Source organism: Methylobacterium sp. 37f (assembly GCF_023093475.1).
GTDB lineage: Bacteria > Pseudomonadota > Alphaproteobacteria > Rhizobiales > Beijerinckiaceae > Methylobacterium.
This window is the reverse complement of the sequence record NZ_JAGHKN010000047.1, coordinates 1-18,039: the sequence shown is the minus strand read 5'-3', so window position 1 is coordinate 18,039 and position 18,039 is coordinate 1. Positions and strand designations below refer to the sequence as shown.

13 protein-coding genes and 3 pseudogenes are annotated in these 18,039 nt (G+C 69.6%); 9 read left to right on the top strand and 7 right to left on the bottom strand.

What is annotated here, in order from left to right:
- Window position 1: 1 nt before the first annotated feature.
- The gene (locus tag J7U37_RS22080; protein ID WP_247637107.1) at window positions 2–754 is read right to left on the bottom strand and encodes a GNAT family N-acetyltransferase; all 753 of its coding nucleotides are present in this window, start codon (window positions 752–754) and stop codon (window positions 2–4) included.
- A 322-nt stretch (window positions 755–1,076) separates the two neighbouring features.
- Here J7U37_RS22080 and J7U37_RS22075 point away from each other — a divergent pair, with 322 nt between their 5' ends.
- Window positions 1,077–1,613: a sigma-70 family RNA polymerase sigma factor gene (locus J7U37_RS22075; RefSeq protein WP_244478470.1), complete on the top strand. Its 537-nt coding sequence runs from the start codon at window positions 1,077–1,079 to the stop codon at window positions 1,611–1,613.
- Window positions 1,614–1,620: 7 nt separating this feature from the next.
- Here J7U37_RS22075 and J7U37_RS22070 read toward each other — a convergent pair whose 3' ends face one another.
- Window positions 1,621–2,139 (bottom strand): thioesterase domain-containing protein, encoded by a 519-nt coding sequence (locus tag J7U37_RS22070; protein ID WP_282104096.1) that lies wholly within the window; start codon window positions 2,137–2,139, stop codon window positions 1,621–1,623.
- Entirely contained in the window at window positions 2,028–2,378 is a 351-nt protein-coding gene (locus J7U37_RS25190) for a thioesterase domain-containing protein (RefSeq protein ID WP_282104095.1), read from the bottom strand. The genes J7U37_RS22070 and J7U37_RS25190 overlap by 112 nt, the downstream gene beginning before the upstream one ends.
- Before the next feature lie 240 nt (window positions 2,379–2,618).
- Between J7U37_RS25190 and J7U37_RS22065 the strand changes: the two genes are divergently transcribed.
- The 7 genes and pseudogenes from J7U37_RS22065 to J7U37_RS22035 form a co-directional block, all read left to right on the top strand.
- Window positions 2,619–3,689 (top strand): siderophore-interacting protein, encoded by a 1,071-nt coding sequence (locus J7U37_RS22065; RefSeq protein WP_244478469.1) that lies wholly within the window; start codon window positions 2,619–2,621, stop codon window positions 3,687–3,689.
- Window positions 3,690–3,699: 10 nt separating this feature from the next.
- Window positions 3,700–4,980 (top strand): MFS transporter, encoded by a 1,281-nt coding sequence (locus tag J7U37_RS22060; RefSeq protein WP_056187175.1) that lies wholly within the window; start codon window positions 3,700–3,702, stop codon window positions 4,978–4,980.
- Window positions 4,970–5,863 (top strand): ABC transporter substrate-binding protein, encoded by an 894-nt coding sequence (locus J7U37_RS22055; protein ID WP_056187172.1) that lies wholly within the window; start codon window positions 4,970–4,972, stop codon window positions 5,861–5,863. The genes J7U37_RS22060 and J7U37_RS22055 overlap by 11 nt, the downstream gene beginning before the upstream one ends.
- A complete protein-coding gene (fhuB, locus tag J7U37_RS22050; RefSeq protein ID WP_247637106.1) occupies window positions 5,856–7,853 on the top strand; it encodes a Fe(3+)-hydroxamate ABC transporter permease FhuB in 1,998 nt (665 codons plus the stop codon). The genes J7U37_RS22055 and fhuB overlap by 8 nt, the downstream gene beginning before the upstream one ends.
- A gap of 253 nt (window positions 7,854–8,106) precedes the next feature.
- Entirely contained in the window at window positions 8,107–10,494 is a 2,388-nt protein-coding gene (locus J7U37_RS22045; RefSeq protein ID WP_247637105.1) for a TonB-dependent siderophore receptor, read from the top strand.
- Between the two features lie 394 nt (window positions 10,495–10,888).
- Window positions 10,889–12,110 (top strand): annotated as a pseudogene (locus tag J7U37_RS22040) (IS701 family transposase).
- Window positions 12,111–12,806: 696 nt separating this feature from the next.
- Window positions 12,807–13,561 (top strand): annotated as a pseudogene (locus J7U37_RS22035) (IS3 family transposase); the annotation flags it as partial.
- 303 nt (window positions 13,562–13,864) lie between these two features.
- Here J7U37_RS22035 and J7U37_RS22025 read toward each other — a convergent pair.
- Window positions 13,865–14,209, bottom strand: a pseudogene (locus tag J7U37_RS22025) (integrase core domain-containing protein); the annotation flags it as partial.
- Between J7U37_RS22025 and J7U37_RS22020 the strand changes: the two are divergent.
- Entirely contained in the window at window positions 14,175–15,389 is a 1,215-nt protein-coding gene (locus J7U37_RS22020; RefSeq protein ID WP_247637104.1) for a DUF2254 domain-containing protein, read from the top strand. The pseudogene J7U37_RS22025 and the gene J7U37_RS22020 overlap by 35 nt on opposite strands.
- A 33-nt stretch (window positions 15,390–15,422) precedes the next feature.
- Here J7U37_RS22020 and J7U37_RS22015 read toward each other — a convergent pair whose 3' ends face one another.
- The 3 genes from J7U37_RS22015 to J7U37_RS22005 all read right to left on the bottom strand — a co-directional run bounded on the left by J7U37_RS22015 (window position 15,423) and on the right by J7U37_RS22005 (window position 17,854).
- Window positions 15,423–16,814 carry an SLC13 family permease gene (locus tag J7U37_RS22015; RefSeq protein ID WP_247637103.1) on the bottom strand — a complete coding sequence of 464 codons (1,392 nt, stop codon included), beginning with the start codon at window positions 16,812–16,814 and terminating at the stop codon, window positions 15,423–15,425.
- A gap of 254 nt (window positions 16,815–17,068) precedes the next feature.
- Window positions 17,069–17,458, bottom strand: a complete 390-nt coding sequence (locus J7U37_RS22010) for an exopolysaccharide production protein YjbE (protein WP_247637102.1) — start codon at window positions 17,456–17,458, stop codon at window positions 17,069–17,071.
- Window positions 17,459–17,605: 147 nt separating this feature from the next.
- Window positions 17,606–17,854, bottom strand: coding sequence for a DUF3862 domain-containing protein (locus J7U37_RS22005; protein WP_348773014.1), 249 nt, complete (start codon window positions 17,852–17,854; stop codon window positions 17,606–17,608).
- Between the last annotated feature and the right edge of the window lie 185 nt (window positions 17,855–18,039).

The window sequence follows — 18,039 nt, the reverse complement described above, 5'->3', positions numbered from 1 at the left end:
TTCAAGCGTCGTCGAAGACCCAGAGGACCGGGCTTGCCGCCACCGTGAAGCCGAGGCGCTGGTAGAGGCGCTCGACCGGGCCGTCACCGACGCATTGCAGGGACACCGTTCCGGCGCCGGCCTCCGCGGCACAACGGAGGGCGGCCTGTGTCACCGCGGCGCCGAGGCCCCGGCCCTGGTAGGGGGCGCGGGTGCCGACGTTGTAGAGGCCCGCGCGCGATCCGGCGCGATAGAGTGAGGCGCAAGCCACGGGCGTCCCGGCCTCGCTGAGCGTGAGGTGGCGGGTCTCGACGCCCGGCACCGCCCGCGCGGCCTCGAGGACCGGCACGAACACGGCCTGCGCCACGGCATTAGTGGCCGGGTCCGCGTATAGGTCGCCGCAGACCGTGAGGAAGTCCCGCCCAGGAGCGGGATTGGTTTCCACCGTGAGGGCGAGACTGTCCGAGAGGGCCGACCCGGTCGTGGACGATCCCGGCGCGCCGCTGTCCCGGACCATCCAGCGGGTCGGGAAGCGCCCGATGCAGGCCGGTTTCACGTCCGGATCGGGGAAGGCCGCGTCGTCGAGGGCGAGGAGGGCCGGCCGGCGTCCGTGGCGGCGGGCGGTGGCCGCCACCCAGCCGAGATCCCCCGTCCCGACGGCGAGGTTGAAGCCCGGCTCCGGCAGGGCGGATCGGATGTAGCACCCACCGCCGGGGGCCGGCTCCACGCCCGCGACGTAGCATCCGGCCTGCATCCGGAGATGGCTATCGAGCAACGTCTGAAAGTCCAATCCGCCCAAACTCATCCGTTCTCCTCCGGCTGTCGCTCCGTTCGGGCGCACGAGGATCCCATAATCTTCAGCCCGCCAAGCGTATCATCAACAGAAAAGGCGCGACTGAGCTAGAAAAATACGAACTCTTATTTTCTAGAACTCTTCTAATTATAGATATCAACTACGATCAGAAGCTTGAATTCGATCTCGATTTGTCGACATAGCCTCGTTCGTGAAATCGACGATCGCGGGGGATGCGACGCCGGACGCCCGTCCGGCTCGTCCCGAAGGATCGTCGCGGCCATCGCCACGAGGAGGGCTGTCGATGACACGGACCCCGGTTTCCGCATCCCCGCGGGGCATGCCGCCCGCCGCCGCCACCCTGCTCGCCGCCCTGGTGCGCGAGCAGGCGGCCCTGGTAGAGGTCGCCGCCCGCATCCTGCGCGACCGTGCCACGGCGGAGGACGTGGTGCAGGACGTCGTCCTGAAGCTGTGCGAGGCCTCCGCCTGTCCCGAGGTTGCGGCCCCGGCCGCCTACCTGCGCCGGATGGTCCGCAACGCCGCGGTCGACTGCGCCAGGCGGCACCTGCGCGAGCGCTGCCGCCTGGCGCCGGATGCCGACGCGGAGGCGGTGCCGGCCCCCTGCGCCTGCCCGCTGGCGCATCTGGAGCGCTGCGAGGCCCTGCGGGCCGTGTTGGCCGCCCTGGAGCGGACGCCGGATCGCACCCGCCGGGTCTTCCTGGCCCATCGCATCGATGGCGTGCCGCAGAACGTCCTGGCCCGGGAGGCCGGGATCTCGCCGACGCTGGTGAACTTCATCATCCGCGACGGCACCGCCCTGTGCCGGGCGGCGGCCGCGTGAGCCCGGCTCAGGGCGCGGGCGCCTCGGCCGCGATCACGTCGCGCAACAGAGCCGCGAGGCGCTCCCCCTGCGCGCAGATGAAGAAGTGGCCGCCGGGCCAGATCTGCACCGCGGGCGCGCGCCCGAGCCAGGCGCCCCATCCGGGCAGCAGCCCGGGCGGGTTGTCGAGGTCGGCGTCGCCGCCCAGGATCGTGGCCGGGAGCCCGGGAAGCTGCGACGTCGGATCCGGTACATGTTGCGAGGCGAGGCGGTAATCGGCCCGTACCACCGGCAGCACCAGGGCAAGCAGGTCGCGCGCCGCGAACAACTCGGGCGGGGTCCCGCCGAGGCGCCGCATGCGGGCTTCCAGGGCCGCGTCCGTCAGGGCCTCCTCCGCGAGCGGGCCTTCCCCGGTCAGCGGCGCCCGGCGCCCACTCAGGACGAGGTCACGGGGCGCGCCCCCGGCGGCCGCGAGGGTACGCGCGACCTCGTAGGCGATGAGGGTGCCCAGGGAATGGCCGAATAGCACGAGGGGCTTCTGCGGCATCGCCCGGGGGCCCCGGCGATCTCGGCCGCGACGGTTGGCAGGTCGGTGGCGAAGGCCTCGCCGAAGCGGGTGCCGCGCCCGGGCAGCTCCGGCACCCGCACCTCGGCGATGTCGGCGAGCGCGCGCTCCAGCGACGCGTAGGCGGTGGCGTTCCCGCCGGCGAAGGGCAGGCAGACGAGGCGCACCGGACCCGCCGGGTTGAGGGGCCCGCGCGGGAAGACGGGACAGGTCTGCGTCATGGGGCGGTCTCGATCAGGTCCGGAGCGGCATCACCTGGGCGTTTCTGCACAGGTTGCGGCAGGTCAGGCAAAGAACAGTCGTCGAATGTGATCGGATAATACATTTCTAAGCTGAATTAGAATAATGTTAAAGCAAGCATTGCGGTTGTCTTGCGGCTGTCCTTCGTCTAGGGCTGGCCGACCTGAGCAGCCACTCGATCGGGGCGCATCGCCCATCCGCACGAACGGGGAGATCATCCTGTGACATTGCTGGCAGCCGAGGCCGAGGTCCACCTTGCCGATGCGGAGCGCCACGTGGCGCATCTCTGCGCGCATTTCGAGGAGCACGACTTCGTCGTCGAGGCGGCGCCCAGCCGGACCCGGATCGCCTTCGACGTCGGCACCGGCATCCTGGAGAGCGACCGGGACCGCCTCACCCTGCGGGCCGAGGCCGATGACACGACCCGGCTCGCCGCCATCAAGTTCATGCTCGCCCAGCACCTGCAGGAGCTGCCGGGCGCGGCGGAGGCCCGCTTGGTCTGGACGGGGGACGGCTGCGCGGACACCACCCTGCCGAGCCTGCGCGAGGTCCGGGTGAGCCGCATCCGGGATCTCACCCCGAACCTGCGCCGCATCACCTTCGCGGGCCAGGATCTCGGTCGCTACGACGCGCCGGACATGCACATCCACCTGCTGATACCGCCCGAGGGCCAGCCGCCGGTCTGGCCGGTGCCGGGCGCCAACGGCATCCCGGTCTGGCCGGAGGGGCCGGCCGCGCCGGCCCTGCGCACCTACACCGTCCGGCGGGTCGACGTGGAGGCCGGCGAGATCACGGTGGACTTCGTCCTGCACGCGGCGCCCGGTCCGGGGGCCGCCTTCGCCGCGCGGGCCCGCCTCGGCGATGTCGTCGGCATACTGGGACCCGGCGGGCGCGGCGTCGCCCCCGCGCAATGGTACCTCCTGGCCGGCGACGACACGGCGCTGCCGGCGATCGGCCGTATCCTCGAGCGCCTGGCGCCCGACGCCACCGGCGTGGCCGTAGTCGAGGTGGACGATGCAGCCGACGAACTGGCCCTGCAGCATCCCGCGGGCCTCGCCCTGCGCTGGTTGCACCGCAAGGGCGCCCCCGCCGGCACCACCCCCCAGCTGGCCGAGGCCGTCCGCGCCATCCCGATCCCGCAGGACCGCAGCGTCTTCGCCTGGGCCGGCACCGAGTTCGAGACCTTCAAGGCCCTGCGCGCCCATTGGCGCAAGACCTGCGGCCTGCCCCGCGACCGGCATCTTGCGGTGGCCTATTGGCGCCGCGGGCACAGCGAGGACGCGGACACGTAAGGGACCTGCGATGGCCGCCTTCGGCTTCCTCGACGTCGCGCCCCTGCGCGCGAGCCCGGGCTTCCGGCTGCTCTACGCGGCGCGGGCCGCCTCCTTCCTGGCCTTCGGGGTGCTCGGCGTCGCCGTCAGCCTGCAGACCTACGCGCTCACGGACTCGTCCCTGCAGGTGGCGCTGCTGAACGCCGCCGTGGCAGGGCCGATGGCCCTGTCGCTGATGCTCGGCGGCTGGCTCGCCGACCGCTTCGACCGGCGCTCCGTGATGGTGTGGTCCCGGACCGCGCACCTGGCCGCGATCCTGATCCTGATGGGCAACGCGGCCGTGGCCGAGCCCGGAATCCTGCCGATCTTCGCCGCCGCCGTGGTGGGTGGGGCGACCTTCGGCTTGGGCATGCCGGCCCTGATGGCCGCGACCCCGGCCCTGGTCGGGCGCGAGCACCTCGCCGGGGCGGCCGCCCTCACCGCCGTGGCGGCCCAGGCCGGCGCCATCGCGGGGCCGTTCCTCGCCGGAGCGATCACGGCGCGGATGGGCCTGGTCGCCTGCTACGGATCGGTGGCGCTGGCCTCGGGCCTGACGCCGATCCTCCTCGCCCGGCTTCCTCGCCTGCCGCCGGCGCGCGTCGTGCCCGGCGGCGACGCGCCGGCGGATCGGACGGGTGGCCTCCGGTTCCTGGCGCGCTCGCCCCTGGTCCTCAGTCTCCTGCTCATCGACCTCGTCGCCCTGGTCTTCGCGGTGCCCTACGTGCTCCTGCCCGAACTCGCCGCCCGCGCCGTCCTGGGCGGCGCCGACAGCCTCGGCCTCCTCTACGCCGCGCCTGCGGTGGGCGCCCTGATCGGCGCCCTCGGCTCCGGCCGTGCCGGGGCGAGCCCCTGGGCGGGGCGCTGGCTGCTCGCCTGCGTGGCGGTCTGGGCCGGAGCCTGCCTCGCCCTCGGCCTCGTCGGCGGGCTCGCCCCGGCCCTCCTCGTCCTCACCATCTTGGGGGCCGCCGCGAGCCTGGCCGGCATCCTGCGCGCGGCCCTGATCCAGCGCGCCACGCCGGACGCGATGCTCGGCCGGATCTCGAGCCTCTGGGTGCTGGAGGAGACCCTCGGCCCGGCGCTCGGCGGCATGCAGATGGGCACCAGCGCGCATCTCGCCTCCGCGCGCCTCGCCCTGGTGACGGGCGGGGGGCTCTGCCTCGCGGCGACGGCCGGTTTCGCGGCCCTCGTTCCCAGCCTCCGGCGCGTGAGCCTCGCGCCCGAGAAGCGCCCCGAGACCGGCCATGCCGGGCTGATTCCGGCCGATGCGCGCTGAGGCCCGTCGCCGGATCGTCCTCGGATGGATCCTCGTCCTTCTCGCCGCGTCGCTGCCGGCGCGGGCGGACCCTGCGGAGCCACGCGTCGCCGCCCTCGACTGGGGTGCGGTGGAACTGCTGCTCGGCCTCGGCGTCGTGCCCGTCGGCGTGACCCAGCCGGAGGGCTACAACCGCACCGTCGTGGCGCCCGCCCTGCCGCCGGGCGCCACCGATCTCGGCCTTATTGTGGAGCCCAACCTCGAGGTCCTGGCCCGGCTGAAGCCCGACCTCATCCTGGGCAACCCCCTCCAAGTGGCGAGCCAGGGCGATTTCCTCCGAAGGATCGCGCCGACCGAGGCGGTCTCGATCTACGCCCAGGCCGGCACGCCCTACGCCCAGGCCCGGGCCGAAACCCGGCGCATCGCCGCGCTGATCGGGCGCGAGGCCGCCGCCGAGGCCCTGGAGACGCGCACGGAGGCGCTGCTGGACACTCTCGCCGCCGTGGCCTGCCCCGGCGATCGGCGACCGGTCTTCCTCGTCTGGATCGTCGATCACCGCAACGTGGTGGTCTACGGGCGCAACAGCCTGTTCCAGACGGTGCTCGACCGGCTCGGCCTCGCCAATGCGTGGACCGGGCCGACCAACGCCTACGGCTTCGCCGTGCTCGGCATCGAGCAACTCGCCGCCGGTCCGCCCGACGCCCGCATCGTCCATATCGGGCCGATCCGATCGGATGCCGCCCGTGCCCTGGCATCGAGCCGGCTCTGGCAGACGCTTCCGGCGGTGCGCGATCACCGGGTCACCGTGCTGCCGCCGGTCTGGTTCTACGGCGGCCTGCCGGCGATCGCGCGCTTTGCCGGGCTGATGGCGGAGCAACAGCGGGAGACCTGTCCGCGTGGCTGAGGCGCGGGCCATCGCGGGCGCCTCCGCGCGTCGCCCCTCCGGCACGGCCCTGCTCATCGGGGCCGTGTGCCTCGCGGCCACGCTCCTCACACTGCGCAACCTCACGGCGGACCTGCCCCTGGCGCGGGCCCTGTCCGCCCTGTGGAACCCGGACTGGACCGACATCCACCAGGTCATCCTGCACGAGAGCCTCGCCCCCCGCCTCGCCACCGCCTTGCTCGCCGGCGCGGCGCTCGCCCTGTCCGGGACCGTGCTGCAGCAGGTCCTGCGCAATCCCCTGGCCTCGCCCGCGACCCTCGGGATCTCGGCCGGCGCGCAGCTCGCCCTGGCGCTCGCCTCGCTGTTCGCCCCCGGCCTGTTTGCGGAAGGGCGCGAGGCGGTGGCGCTCGCAGGCGCCGGCCTCGCGGCCCTCGCGGTCTTCGCCCTCGGCCGCAGCCGGGGCTTCGCGCCTCTCGGGCTGCTGCTGGCCGGGCTCGTGATCGATCTCACCTGCGGGGCGATTCAGACCCTCCTGGTCATCCTGCACCAGGAGCGCCTGTTCGGGCTGTTCGTCTGGGGTGCCGGGTCGCTGGCCATGAACGACTGGTCCGCCCCGGCCTACCTCGCGCCGCGCCTCGCGGTCGCCGCCGGGCTCGTGGTCCTGATGGTCCGGCCGCTCGCGCTCCTCGACCTCGACGAGACCAACGCGCGCAGCCTTGGGCTCGGCCTCGGGCCGGCCCGCCTCGGCGCCCTGGTGCTCGCGGTGGCGCTCGCCGGCTTCGTGGTGAGCGGCGTCGGCGTGATCGGCTTCGTCGGTTTCGCCGCGCCGATCCTGGTGCGGCTCACCGGCACCCGGCGCCTGCGCGACCGCCTGATCGCCGCGCCCCTGCTCGGGGGTGCCCTGCTCTGGCTGACCGATACGGTGGTGCTGGCCCTCGGCCCCCTGGTCTCGCTGCCGACCGGCGCCTTCGCGGCGCTGCTCGGCGTGCCGCTGCTGCTCTGGCTGCTGCCGCGCCTGCGCGGGGTCGGAAGTCTGCACCACGCCACCGAGGCGACGGCGCGCGCGCCGAAGCCCTGGCGCCGCATCGCCGCTTGGGGCGCGCTGTTGGCGCTCCTGTCCGTCGGCGCCCTGGTGCTCGGCCGACAGGAGGGCGGCTGGGTCGTCAGCCTCGGGGACGGCCTCGCCGAGGTGATGCCCTGGCGCTGGCCGCGCGTCGTCGCCTCGCTGGCCGCGGGCGCGACCCTGGCGCTGGCCGGCGCCCTGGTCCAGCGCCTCACCGGCAACCCCCTCGCGAGCCCGGAGGTCCTCGGCGTGAGCGCGGGGGCGGCCTTCGGGCTGATCGCCGTCAGCCTACTCGTCGCCCTCCCGGACCGGGCGATGCTCCTCGGCGCGGGCGGCGCCGGCGCTCTGGTCTCCCTCCTGGCGATCCTGGCGCTCGGCCGGCGGGCCGCCTTCGCACCGGAACAGATGCTGCTCGCCGGCATCGCCCTGACCACGGGCTTCGGCGCGCTCCTCACCATCCTGATGATCAGCGGCGATCCGGCGGTGGTGATGCTGCGGGCCTGGACGGCGGGTTCCACCGCGCGGGTGGCGCCCGACGATGCCGTTGCGGCCCTGGCGCTCCTCGGGATCGGGGCGGCCTGCCTGCCCCTGGTGGTGCGCTGGCTCGACCTGATGCCGCTGGGGGACGCCACCGGGCGGGCCCTCGGCCTGAGTCTGGGGGGGAGCCGCCTCGCCATCCTGACGCTGGCGGCCCTGCTCACGGCGGCCGGAACCCTTGTCGCCGGCCCCCTGAGTTTCGTCGGCCTCGTGGCGCCACAGGTGGCGCGGCTCACCGGCCTGGCGCGGGCCGCGCCCCATCTCGCGGGCTCCGCCCTCGTCGGCGCACTGATCATGGTGGCGGCGGATTTCGTCGGCCGAATGGCGTTCTTCCCCGACCAGCTTCCGGCCGGCCTTGTCGCGGCCCTCGTGGGAGCGCCTTTCATGATGTGGCTGCTGGCCCGGCGGTAAGTCTTCGATTTTTTATTTATTCCAAAGTGTAGATGTGCTGAATCAACAACGCCATCTTGAAATATCGCAAGCGACCGCAGAGTCGGCTTGATCAATAGCCTCCCCCATGCGCACCTCGTCGTCGCAAGGTAAGTTCGCCTGCTTAGAATAACTCCAGAATTCAGTCGGGAGCATTCGGCAAGTGCCCTTTTGACGGATCTCGCCGATCCCGTCTGCTGCATGACGTCAAGATCGGCATCGGAAAGCATTCCCCATGGTCCAGGTCGAGCTCCTTCCCGCCTCCTGCAGGTCCGCGCGTCCCGGTCGCCGGATCGGCGCGGCGGGCGTTTCCGCTCTCGCACTGGCGGCGACGGTGCCGGCCCTGGGGTGCGGCACGGCCCTGGCGCAGGGCGCGGGCGGCACCGCCGCGGTGCAGCTCGAAACCCTGTCGGTGGCCGGTTCGGGGACCGGCATCCCGGCCGGCACCGCGAGCGCGCTGAAGGCGGCCACGTCCTACGTGGTCCCGAATTCGAAAACCGGCACCAAGACCGACACCCCCTTGCGCGAGGTGCCCCAGTCGGTCTCGGTGGTGACGCAGAAGCAGATCGAGGACCGCGGCGTCCAGAACCTCGCCGACGCTCTGGGCTACAGCGCCGGCGTGGTCACCTCGCCGCAGGGACAGGACGGGCGGTTCGACCAGCTCATCATCCGGGGCTTCGACCAGACCCAGCGCGGCATCTACAAGGACGGCCTGCGCCTGCCGCAGACCAGCTTCTCGGGCTTTCCCATCGAGCCCTACGGCGTCGAGCGCATCGACGTGCTGCGCGGGCCGAGCTCGGGCCTGTTCGGGCTCAATGATCCGGGCGGACTCGTCAACTTCATCACCAAGAAGCCGCTCGCGGTTCCCTATCGCGAGATCTTCGGCGGGTATGGCAGCTTCAACCGCAAGCAGTTCGGCTTCGACCTGAGCGGCCCGGTCAACCCCGAGAAGACGATCCTCTACCGCGTGACCGGCCTGCTGCGCGAAGGCGGCACGCAGGTGGATTATACGCCGCTGGACCGGATCTACATCGCCCCTGCGGTCACCTTCGCGCCGTCGGCCGATACGAGCCTGACGCTGCTCGGCAACTATCAGAAGGACCGCACGGGCGACAGCTTCCGGGCCGTTCCGCGCGACTACACCAACGGCAGCAATCCCTACCGGGCGCAGCTGCGCGGCCGCTTCCTCGGAGAGCCGAACTTCTCGCGCTTCCTCGCCGAGCACTTCGAGGGCGGATACCAGTTCTCGCACCGCTTCGACGATTCCTGGACCGTGCGCCAGAACCTGCGCTACGCCCATGCCTCGACGGACTACAACGCCGTCTATGCCACCGACAGCAGCCCGGCCGCGCCCAACATCCTGGGGCGCTCGGCGCAGACCTGGCTGGAGGAGTACGGCGTCTTCACCGTCGACACGCAGCTCCAGAACGATTCCCAGTTCGGCCGGTTCAAGAACACCGCGCTGGTCGGCGTCGACTACAGCAAGGTCAACAACAAGAGCAATCAGTTCGGCGGTCCGACCGCCGCGCTCCTCGGCGTCGGCCCCCTGGTCGGCCCCCTCGACATCCTGAACCCGGTCTACGGCACGGGCGTCGCCACCCTGCCGCAGACGCGGCTCGCGCGCATCGACCAGGAGCAGGTCGGCCTCTACGTCCAGGACCAGGTCAAGTTCGACGACCGCTGGGTGCTCAGCCTCAACGGCCGCTACGACTGGGTGACGACGAAGACGACCGCTATCAACCCACCGATCGACGCCGTGCGCCAGCAGCTCGACGCCTTTGGAATTCCCAACGCAATTCCTGCTGTCTTCGGCGCGAACCAGCATGCCCAGGCCTTCAGCGGCCGGGCGGGCCTGTCCTATCTCTTCGACAACGGCCTCACGCCCTACGTCTCAGCGGCGCGCTCCTTCAACGTGCTGCCGGTCTACGTCCAGCAGAGCACGACGCAGACCATTCCGGGCGTCGGCGCGGTCCCGACATCCTACAATATCCTCCCGCCCAAGCCCGAGCGCGGCGAGACCATCGAGGCCGGCGTGAAGTTCCAGCCGCCGGGTGCCGCGAGCTCGATCCTGTTCTCGGTGTTCGACACCAAGAAGACCAACGCGCTGACCTTCGACCCCACCGATCCGCTGCAGCAGGCGTTCTATCAGGTCGGCGAGATCTCGGTGAAGGGCTTCGAGACCGAGGCCACCATGGACCTGCTCGACGGGTTCAAGCTGATCTCCTCGGCGACTGTCCTGAGCGCCGAGGTGACCAAGGACGAACCGCCCGCCGGAGGCCTGAGCGCGGTTGGCCGACGCCCCATCCAGGTGCCGAACTTCACCGCCGCCACCTGGGCTGACTACACGGTGCAGGTGGGCCCGTTCCGCGGCCTCGGCCTCGGCGCCGGCTTCCGCTACGTCGGCGCCAGCTTCGGCGACGCCCAGAACACCATCCGGGTGCCGGACTACTTCCAGGTCGATGCGGCGGTGCGATACCAGTACGAGAACTGGCGCTTCCAGGTGGCCGCCAACAACCTCCTCGACCGCGTCTTCGTGGGCACCTGCTCGCAGCAGATCGGCTTCGTCGGCTGCAACTACGGCGAAGGCCGCCGCGTCACCGGAACCGTGAGCTATCGGTGGTGACCCGTCGACGATCGTCGAGCGCGGCCCGTCCAATCCCGGGAACGTGCCACGGCCGCTCCTCCGTGATGCGTCGATGGCGCGCCGTCACTCGACATTCAGGGTCGAGGCAAGCTCCGGCACCACGATCATGGTGAGGCTTGAGGCTCCTCCGGAGTTCAGGGTCGTGCCGAGGGAGCTTCCGCGGCCCGGCATGTCGCCGGAACTGATCCGAAACCTGGCTGCACGCTCTAAGAGCGTTTCCGTAGTTGCGCTGTCGCCGATGGAATACAGGGTCGTGAGGAGGGAAGATGGAGGAGTGAACGTCGAGATTAAGGGACGACCGCCGCTTTTCTCGGAGCATTCTGCCTACCATTACAGTTGCGTTGTTGATGGGGTTCTGAATCTCTGCCTCACCATGATTCGCGCATCATGGACGACCGGGATCTCTATCGAGGCGACGCTGGAGTTGTGGGCCTCGGCGCTGCGAGACGTGAAGGGGCGCGTGCGGCCTCTGTTCACCCAGGAGCGGGTCGCCGCCTCGGCGGGTACTTTCCTGGACGGACTGCTCGGCGCGGAGCGGCGCAAGACCGGTTGGATGCGGGCGGAAGCCGCGGGCGATCCTGGGCCTTGGCGTCAACAGGCCGTGCTCGGTCGCGGACGCTGGGATGCCGACGCCCTACGCGACGTGGTGCGTGAGTATGCCCTGGAGACGCTGGCCGACCCAGTACTGTTCTGGTCCTCGATGAGACCGGCTTCCTCAAGCAGGGCAAGGCTTCGTGCGGGGTGCATCGCCAGTCCACCGGCTCGGCCGGCAAGATCACGAACTGCCAGATCGGTGTGTTTGCAGCCTACGCCTCTCGGCACAGTCATGCCTTCATCGATCGGGCCTTGTACCTGCCCAAGACCTGGACCTCGGATCCGGCCCGGCTGGCCGCCGCCCACGTGCCGGAGGGGACGGCCTTCGCGACCAAGCCGGGATTGGCTCTGGCGATGATCGAGCGGGCGATGGCCGCCCAGCGTGCCGTTTTCCTGGGTGGCGGCCGATACCGTGTACGGGGTCGGCGACATCGGACAAGCGCTACGCCGGGCGGGCAAGGGCTACGTGCTCGGGGTCAAGAGTGATCACAGGTTCAACGCCTGGATCGGCAAGCCACCGGTGGCGGGCAGCGCCGAGGCGATCGCGAACGGCCTTGCTCCGACGGCCTGGACGTGTCTGTCGGCGGGCGACGGGACGAAGGGCGCGCGGCTGTACGACTGGGCCTACTGCGAACTGGCCGACCTCGATGGTGCCGACGACCAGACCCGGTCTGTGGACGCGGGGGCTCCTGATCCGGCGCAGCCTGGCTGACGCCGAGCGGGCCTACTTCACGACCTGGTGCCCGGCCGGCACGCCGATCCAGACCCTGGTGGCGGTCGAGGGACGACGTTGGAGCATCGAGGATGCGTTCGAGACGGCCAAGACCGAACTCGGGCTCGCTCACAACGAGACCCGCTCCTGGCACGGCTGGCACCAACACGTCAGCCTAATGATGATGGCCTTCGCCCTGCTGGCGGTGATCCGCCATCACGCCAACGTACCGCCCCCAAAAAGACCGGCTCGGACGGGATCACTGCACGGCGAAGGCAAAGAGATCTAACTGCATCGCTGGAGTCGGAGGTGATCGCCTTGTGCTCCGCCGCGGTGCTCGGGATGCGACGACTGGTAACTCCGTAGACCCTCTACCGTAAAGCACGGCTCCGATGATCTGGCACCCATCGCCACGATGGTAGATGTAGGCCCGGTAGGGGCCGGCGCCGAAGATCTCCTGCATCAGCACTTCATCGCCCGGCAATATGTCGAGGGTCCGAAGAAGGCATGCGAGGCCAAGCACTTGAGTACCAGAGGTTCGGAACTCAAAGCTCTGCCCTGCCCAAATGCTGCATTGGGCTCCGACAGAGGTCTGCCGGAAGGGATTGATACTTGGTTGCGTTAAAGGGTCGAGAAGGAAGTAAGCGATCGCCTCACGATCAGCGATATGCGGGCAGGCGCGGAGCGATGCCGCGAGCTGAAGTTGTGTGACCGGCACGAGCCCTCCTCTCGAGCTAGAGCATGCGATTAGCCGCTTTCGCACAGGCTCGTATGTTCGCAAAGCTCACGCTTGTGAGGCTGCCCGAACCTAGAGCTGCACCCGATCAAGTTGGGTCAAAGGCATCGTAGCCTGCGTGATCGGCCCCCATTGAAGTGGTCCGCCCTTTGATATGGCTTTTGAGCCTGGTGCCCCTGACCCACCAAACTGGTCCGCGCTGAGCGCAAGTTTTTCGGGCATCCTGAACCCTGAAGGAGGGAAGATGCCATGCCTCGCAAACGCTTCACGAACGAACAGATCGCCTTCGCCCTTCGGCAGGCGGAGAACGGCGCCACGGTGGACGAGGTCTGCCGGAAGATGGGCGTCTCCGAGCCGACGTTTTACCGTTGGAAGAAGCAGTTCGTCGGCATGGGCGTGCCGGAGATCCGACGGCTCAAGCAGCTGGAGGACGAGAATAGCAAGCTCAAGCGGCTGGTCGCCGACCTGACACTGGACCGCTCGATGCTGCAGGACGTCCTCAAACGAAAGTGGTGAGGCCTGCCGCTCGCCGTGAGGTCGCTGGTCACCTGCAGGTGGCCTACGACATCAGCCAGCGTCGGGCCTGTCTGGCTACCGGCTTCGGCCGTTCGTCCCAGCGCTATACCAAGCGCTCTGATCCGCAGGTCGCGCTGCGGATGCGATTGAAGGAGTTGGCTGCTGCACGGGTGCGCTACGGCTACCGGCGGCTGCACATCCTGTTGCGACGGGAGGGCTGGGAGGTGAACCATAAGCGCACCTACCGGATCTACAGGGATGAGGGACTGTCCATCCGGTCCAAGCTGCCCAAGCGCAAGCGAGCCTGGCGCTATCGCCAGGGACGACCGGCAATCGGTGGACCCAACGAGGTCTGGGCGATGGACTTCATGGCCGACCGTCTGTTCGATGGTCGTCCGTTCCGGATCCTGACGGTCGTCGATTGCCACACGCGAGAGGCGCTCTCGCTCACACCGAGAGCCAACTTCCGCGCCTTCCAGGTGACCGAGGCCACATGGGCCGTCTCCAGCCAGATCCCGAGCTGGGCGAGGCCGATGCAGCCAAGGACGATCAGGGCAGGCCGAAGCCAGAACTGGTCGCCGAGGGATTCGATCCAGGCTCGAAAACGTGCCCTCATGCCGGCGAGCCCTTTCCTTCCGAACCCTGTTGATCGGGGTCCTTGCGTTGGACGTCGTCACGGTCCTCGCGCAGCACCTGCCAAGGTCCACGCCGTGATCGGCCCCCACGCGGTGGTCCAAGGATAAAGTTAGTGCGCGGTAGGTCTGGAGTTGACCCCGTTTGTGGTCCACGGCCTATGCAAGTTCTCGGGCAGTGACAGCTTGGTTCGCGAAGGCTCGGGGCGTCAAGCCGCCCAGTGCCGTGTGGGGGCGATCTTCGTTGTAGTGGCACCTCCATTCCTCGATGCGGTCGCGGGCATCAGCCAGCGACAGGAACCACGAGGCGTTCAGGCACTCCGCCCGTAGGCGGCCGTTGAACGACTCGATATAGGCGTTGTCGGTCGGCTTGCCCGGTCGGGAGAAGTCGATCTCGACCCCGTTCAGGTAGGCCCATTGGTCGAGCATGCGGCCGGCGAACTCCGGTCCATTGTCGACCCGCAAGCTCTTGGGCCGACCTCGCAGCCGGACTAAGGCGTCCAGGGCCTCGTACGACGCCACCTCGCCGGACCAGAACTGGGGCTATTCCGGCGGCGCCGAGGGGGCCCGGGCGCTCCTGAGCGCGGTCGCGTCCTCGACCATCGGGGTCGCCGGCACCACTTTCTCCATCACCATCGCGGCCCTGACGCTGGCCTCCGGGCAGATGGGCCCGAGGCTGCTGCGCAACTTCACCCGCGACGCCCGCAACCAGATCGTGCTGGGTATTTTCCTTGGCACCTTCGCCTATGCGCTCATGGTCCTGCGCACCGTGCGCACGGTGCAGGAGAGCCCCTTCGTCCCGCACCTCGCGATCACGGGGGCCATGCTCCTGGCGCTCCTCTCCCTCGCGACCCTGGTCTGGTTCGTCCACCACATCGCGGCCAGCATCAATGTCGAGACGGTGGTCGATGCGGTCCATCGCGACCTCTGCGCCGCCATCGAAGCCCGGACCTGTGAAGCGGCCGGCATGACACTCCCGGACCGGCTGCACACCGGCGGCGGAGTCTCCATCGACGCCAGCGGCTACCTCCAAGCCGTGGACGAGGATGCCTTGGCCGACTGGGCGCAGGAGCACGGTGCGACCATCGTCCTGCGGGTTCGCCCCGGCGACTACGTGCCGAGCGGGTTTCCCGTCGCGTTCCCCTCCGCCGGGATCGAAGATGCGGAGGCGGCACTTAGGCGTTCGCTGACCTTCGGGCGCCGCCCGGCCGCCCTGCAGGACCTCGAATACTCGATCCGGCAATTGGTCGAGATCGCGGTCCGGGCGCTTTCGCCGGGCATCAACGACCCCTTCACGGCCGGCAGCGTCGTCGACCATCTCGGCGATGCCCTGTGTCGGGTGGCATCACGCCATCTACCCACCGGTGCCGTCGTCCGGGACGGCCGGGTGGTGCTCGTCCTTCCCGTGACCGATTACGACGACCTGTGCGATGCCCTGTTCCACATGATCCGCCAGAACGCCGCCGGATCGGTGCATGTCCTCGCCCGGCTGCTCGACGTGCTCACCCGCGTCGCCGAGGTGGAGCGCCTCAAGGACCGGACCGCCGAACTCGCCCGTCACGCCGACCTCGTGGTCGCTGCCGCCCGGCGCGACGTCGCGGATCCCAACGACCTCGCCGACCTCGAAGCGCGACACCGCCAATTCCACGCCGTCGCGGCCCCGTTCTCACAAGCGCCCGTTTAGGAACATGCCCAGCGTCGGGCAATGGGTAGCGGATTACCTGAGCGCCAAGCCAGTCTGCGCCCAGAAGGCGTAGTAGGCGACGATGATCAGCGCCGCGTAGGCCGGGGCCAGCAGCGTCCCCAGCTTGAGCAGATCCGTCGAGGTCCAGGCCGGCCGCTCCTCGCCTTGGAAGATCAGCAGCGCTTTCGAGGAGACCGGCAGGGTGAGGCAGTAATCCATGCCCGCATTTGCCAGGAAGGCGACTGCGACCGGGTTGAGGCCGAGCCTGTCTGCGAGGAGTAGCAGGGGTGGCAGCAGGGCCACCACCCGCGCGGTGTGGGACACCATGTAGAGGTGCGCCGTCAGGCCGAGCGCCGTCAACCCGAGCAGGATCGGAAGCGTCGGGCTGTCGGGCCCGAGACCGCTTGCGGAAAGCGCGGAGCCGATCAGCCATTTCGCGGCTCCCGTCGAGATCAGGGCGCGGCCGAGCACGAGGGAGGCCGCGATGAACAGGACGAGCGACCAGTTCACGGCCTTAACACCGTCCTCCCAGTCGAGGACGCCGACGACCGGCATCGTCAGGATCACCGCGCCGACGACCGCCACGGTGGCGATGCCGAAGGGATGATAGCCCTCCGTCAGCCACAGACCCAGCATGGCGAGCACCACGGCCCCGGCCCGCCACTCCTTGGCGGACAAGGGACCCGACGGAGCCTCGATCTCCGCGATCTGCCGGGCCCGGGTCTCGGCGTCGAGGAAGAGGTGGCCGATCAGGAAGGTCGTGATCAGGCAGGCGGCAGCGCCGAAGGGCAGTCCGCAGAACATCCATTGCCCGAAGCCGATGCTCTGGTCGGAAAGCCGCTCCAGCAGGTCGACGGTGACGAGGTGGGAGCCGGCGCCGGTAAGGCTGCAGATCGTCGAGAGCGCGATGAGCGCGGGGATCAGCAGGCCGATGGCCTTGGCGAGGCGCGGGTCGTCGTCAGCCTCGGTCAGGCTGCGATGCAGCGGCAGGAGCACCGTGGCCCGCCCGGAGGTGGAGGGAATCAGGAAGGCGAGTGGAACGATGCCGAGCGTCAGGCGCCACATCAGCCCGCCGACGCTGGTCCCACGCCCGGCGATCAGGGCGGTGAGCCGGCCCGCGAGCCCGCTCTTCTCCACCGCCGCGCCGAGCACGAAGGTGCCGATGACGAGCCAAACGACCTTGGAGCCGAGGCCGTCGATCAGCGCGCGCTGCTCGACGGCCCGGACCGCAACCAGGGACACGGCCGCGGCGACGGCGACATAGGCCGCGCTGAGCCCGGTCAGGACCCACAAGATGGCGGCGCCCCCGAAGGCCAGCATGGCCGCCCGCGCCGGCCAATCCAGGTCCTCCGGCAGGGTCACGGCGAAAGCCAGGGCCACAAGGAGTCCGGTGGCCGAGAGCGTCCGAGCGCTCGTCATCTGCATGGTTGACAGACCTGCGCCGGGACAAGCGACGGTGCGACCGCCGGTCGGTCAGGGAGACACGTATCCCCGGACGCGGCATGCCAAGTGTCGAGGCGCCCCCTAAGACCTGGAAATGCCAGAAGGCCATGAAATATCATTGGCGGGTCAGGTCCTTGGCCGCCAAGGTCTTCGATGACGTGGGGCAAACATGGGAAGGGCCCGCCTCGGCAGTGCTCGGCGGGCCCAGTGGGGTGGTTTCGCTCAGACGGCGTGCCTCAGCAGTTGTCGTCCTTGCCAAGGCCCTGGTTCGCGCCGGCGTTGTTCATGGCCCCGACCGTGCCCGGCGAAGCGGGCTGCTGGCCGCCGGCGAGGTTCTTGCTCGACGCACCGACGCCGTTGCCCTGGTCGTTCTTCGCCTCGGAGCCCGACTTCTCACCGACCATCTGGTTGGTGCCGACGTTGTTCATGGCACCGACCGTGCCCGGCGAAGCGGGCTGCGGACCGCCGGCCAAGTTCTTGCTGGACTTGTCGACGTCCGAACTCTTCGGGTTCACATGGTCCGGCGTCGGGTCCTTGGAGCGCGTGGCTCCCGTGTTGCAAGGGGCCGCGAGGGCCGGCGCGGCCAAGACCAGGGTGGCGACGGCGGCGAGAGCGAAGGAGCGCATCGACATATCCTCAGACTGTTGACGTTGTCTCCGACAAGCCTTCCGATACCATCGGGTTCCTATTCGGCATGGCCATCCGGGGGCTCACCAGGGCGCGTTGACCGGGTCCATCGCGATGATCCTCCTACGACGCTGTGCTCGGGGTCATCAGTTCAGTCCCAGCTGCGACTTGCTCGTCAGTTGGCCGTTGCGGAACGACAGGGTGAGGTTTGCACCGTAACGGCCGGTCCCTTGCCAGGCATAGGTCGTGCGCCGGGTCTCGCCGATGCTCATCCGGGTCACCGTCCGGCCGGGACAGCCCAGGATCTCGACGACCCGGTGGTAGGGCATGCCGTGCTTCAGGGCGCCGTAGGCCGCGCGGGTCGCGCGGCACTCGGACGCGGTCGCCGGTACAATTCCGAAGGCAAGGAGAACGGTGACCCTGACCCATCAAATTGGCTTTTCGCCAAGTTTGGTGGATCAGGCTGCGAGGAGGAACCGTCGTCGTAGGAGATCGAGATTGGCGCGACCGTACATGGCGCGCTTCAAGAGCTTGGGACGCGTGATCTGGCCTTCGGTTTGTCCACTGCTCCAAGGCAGTG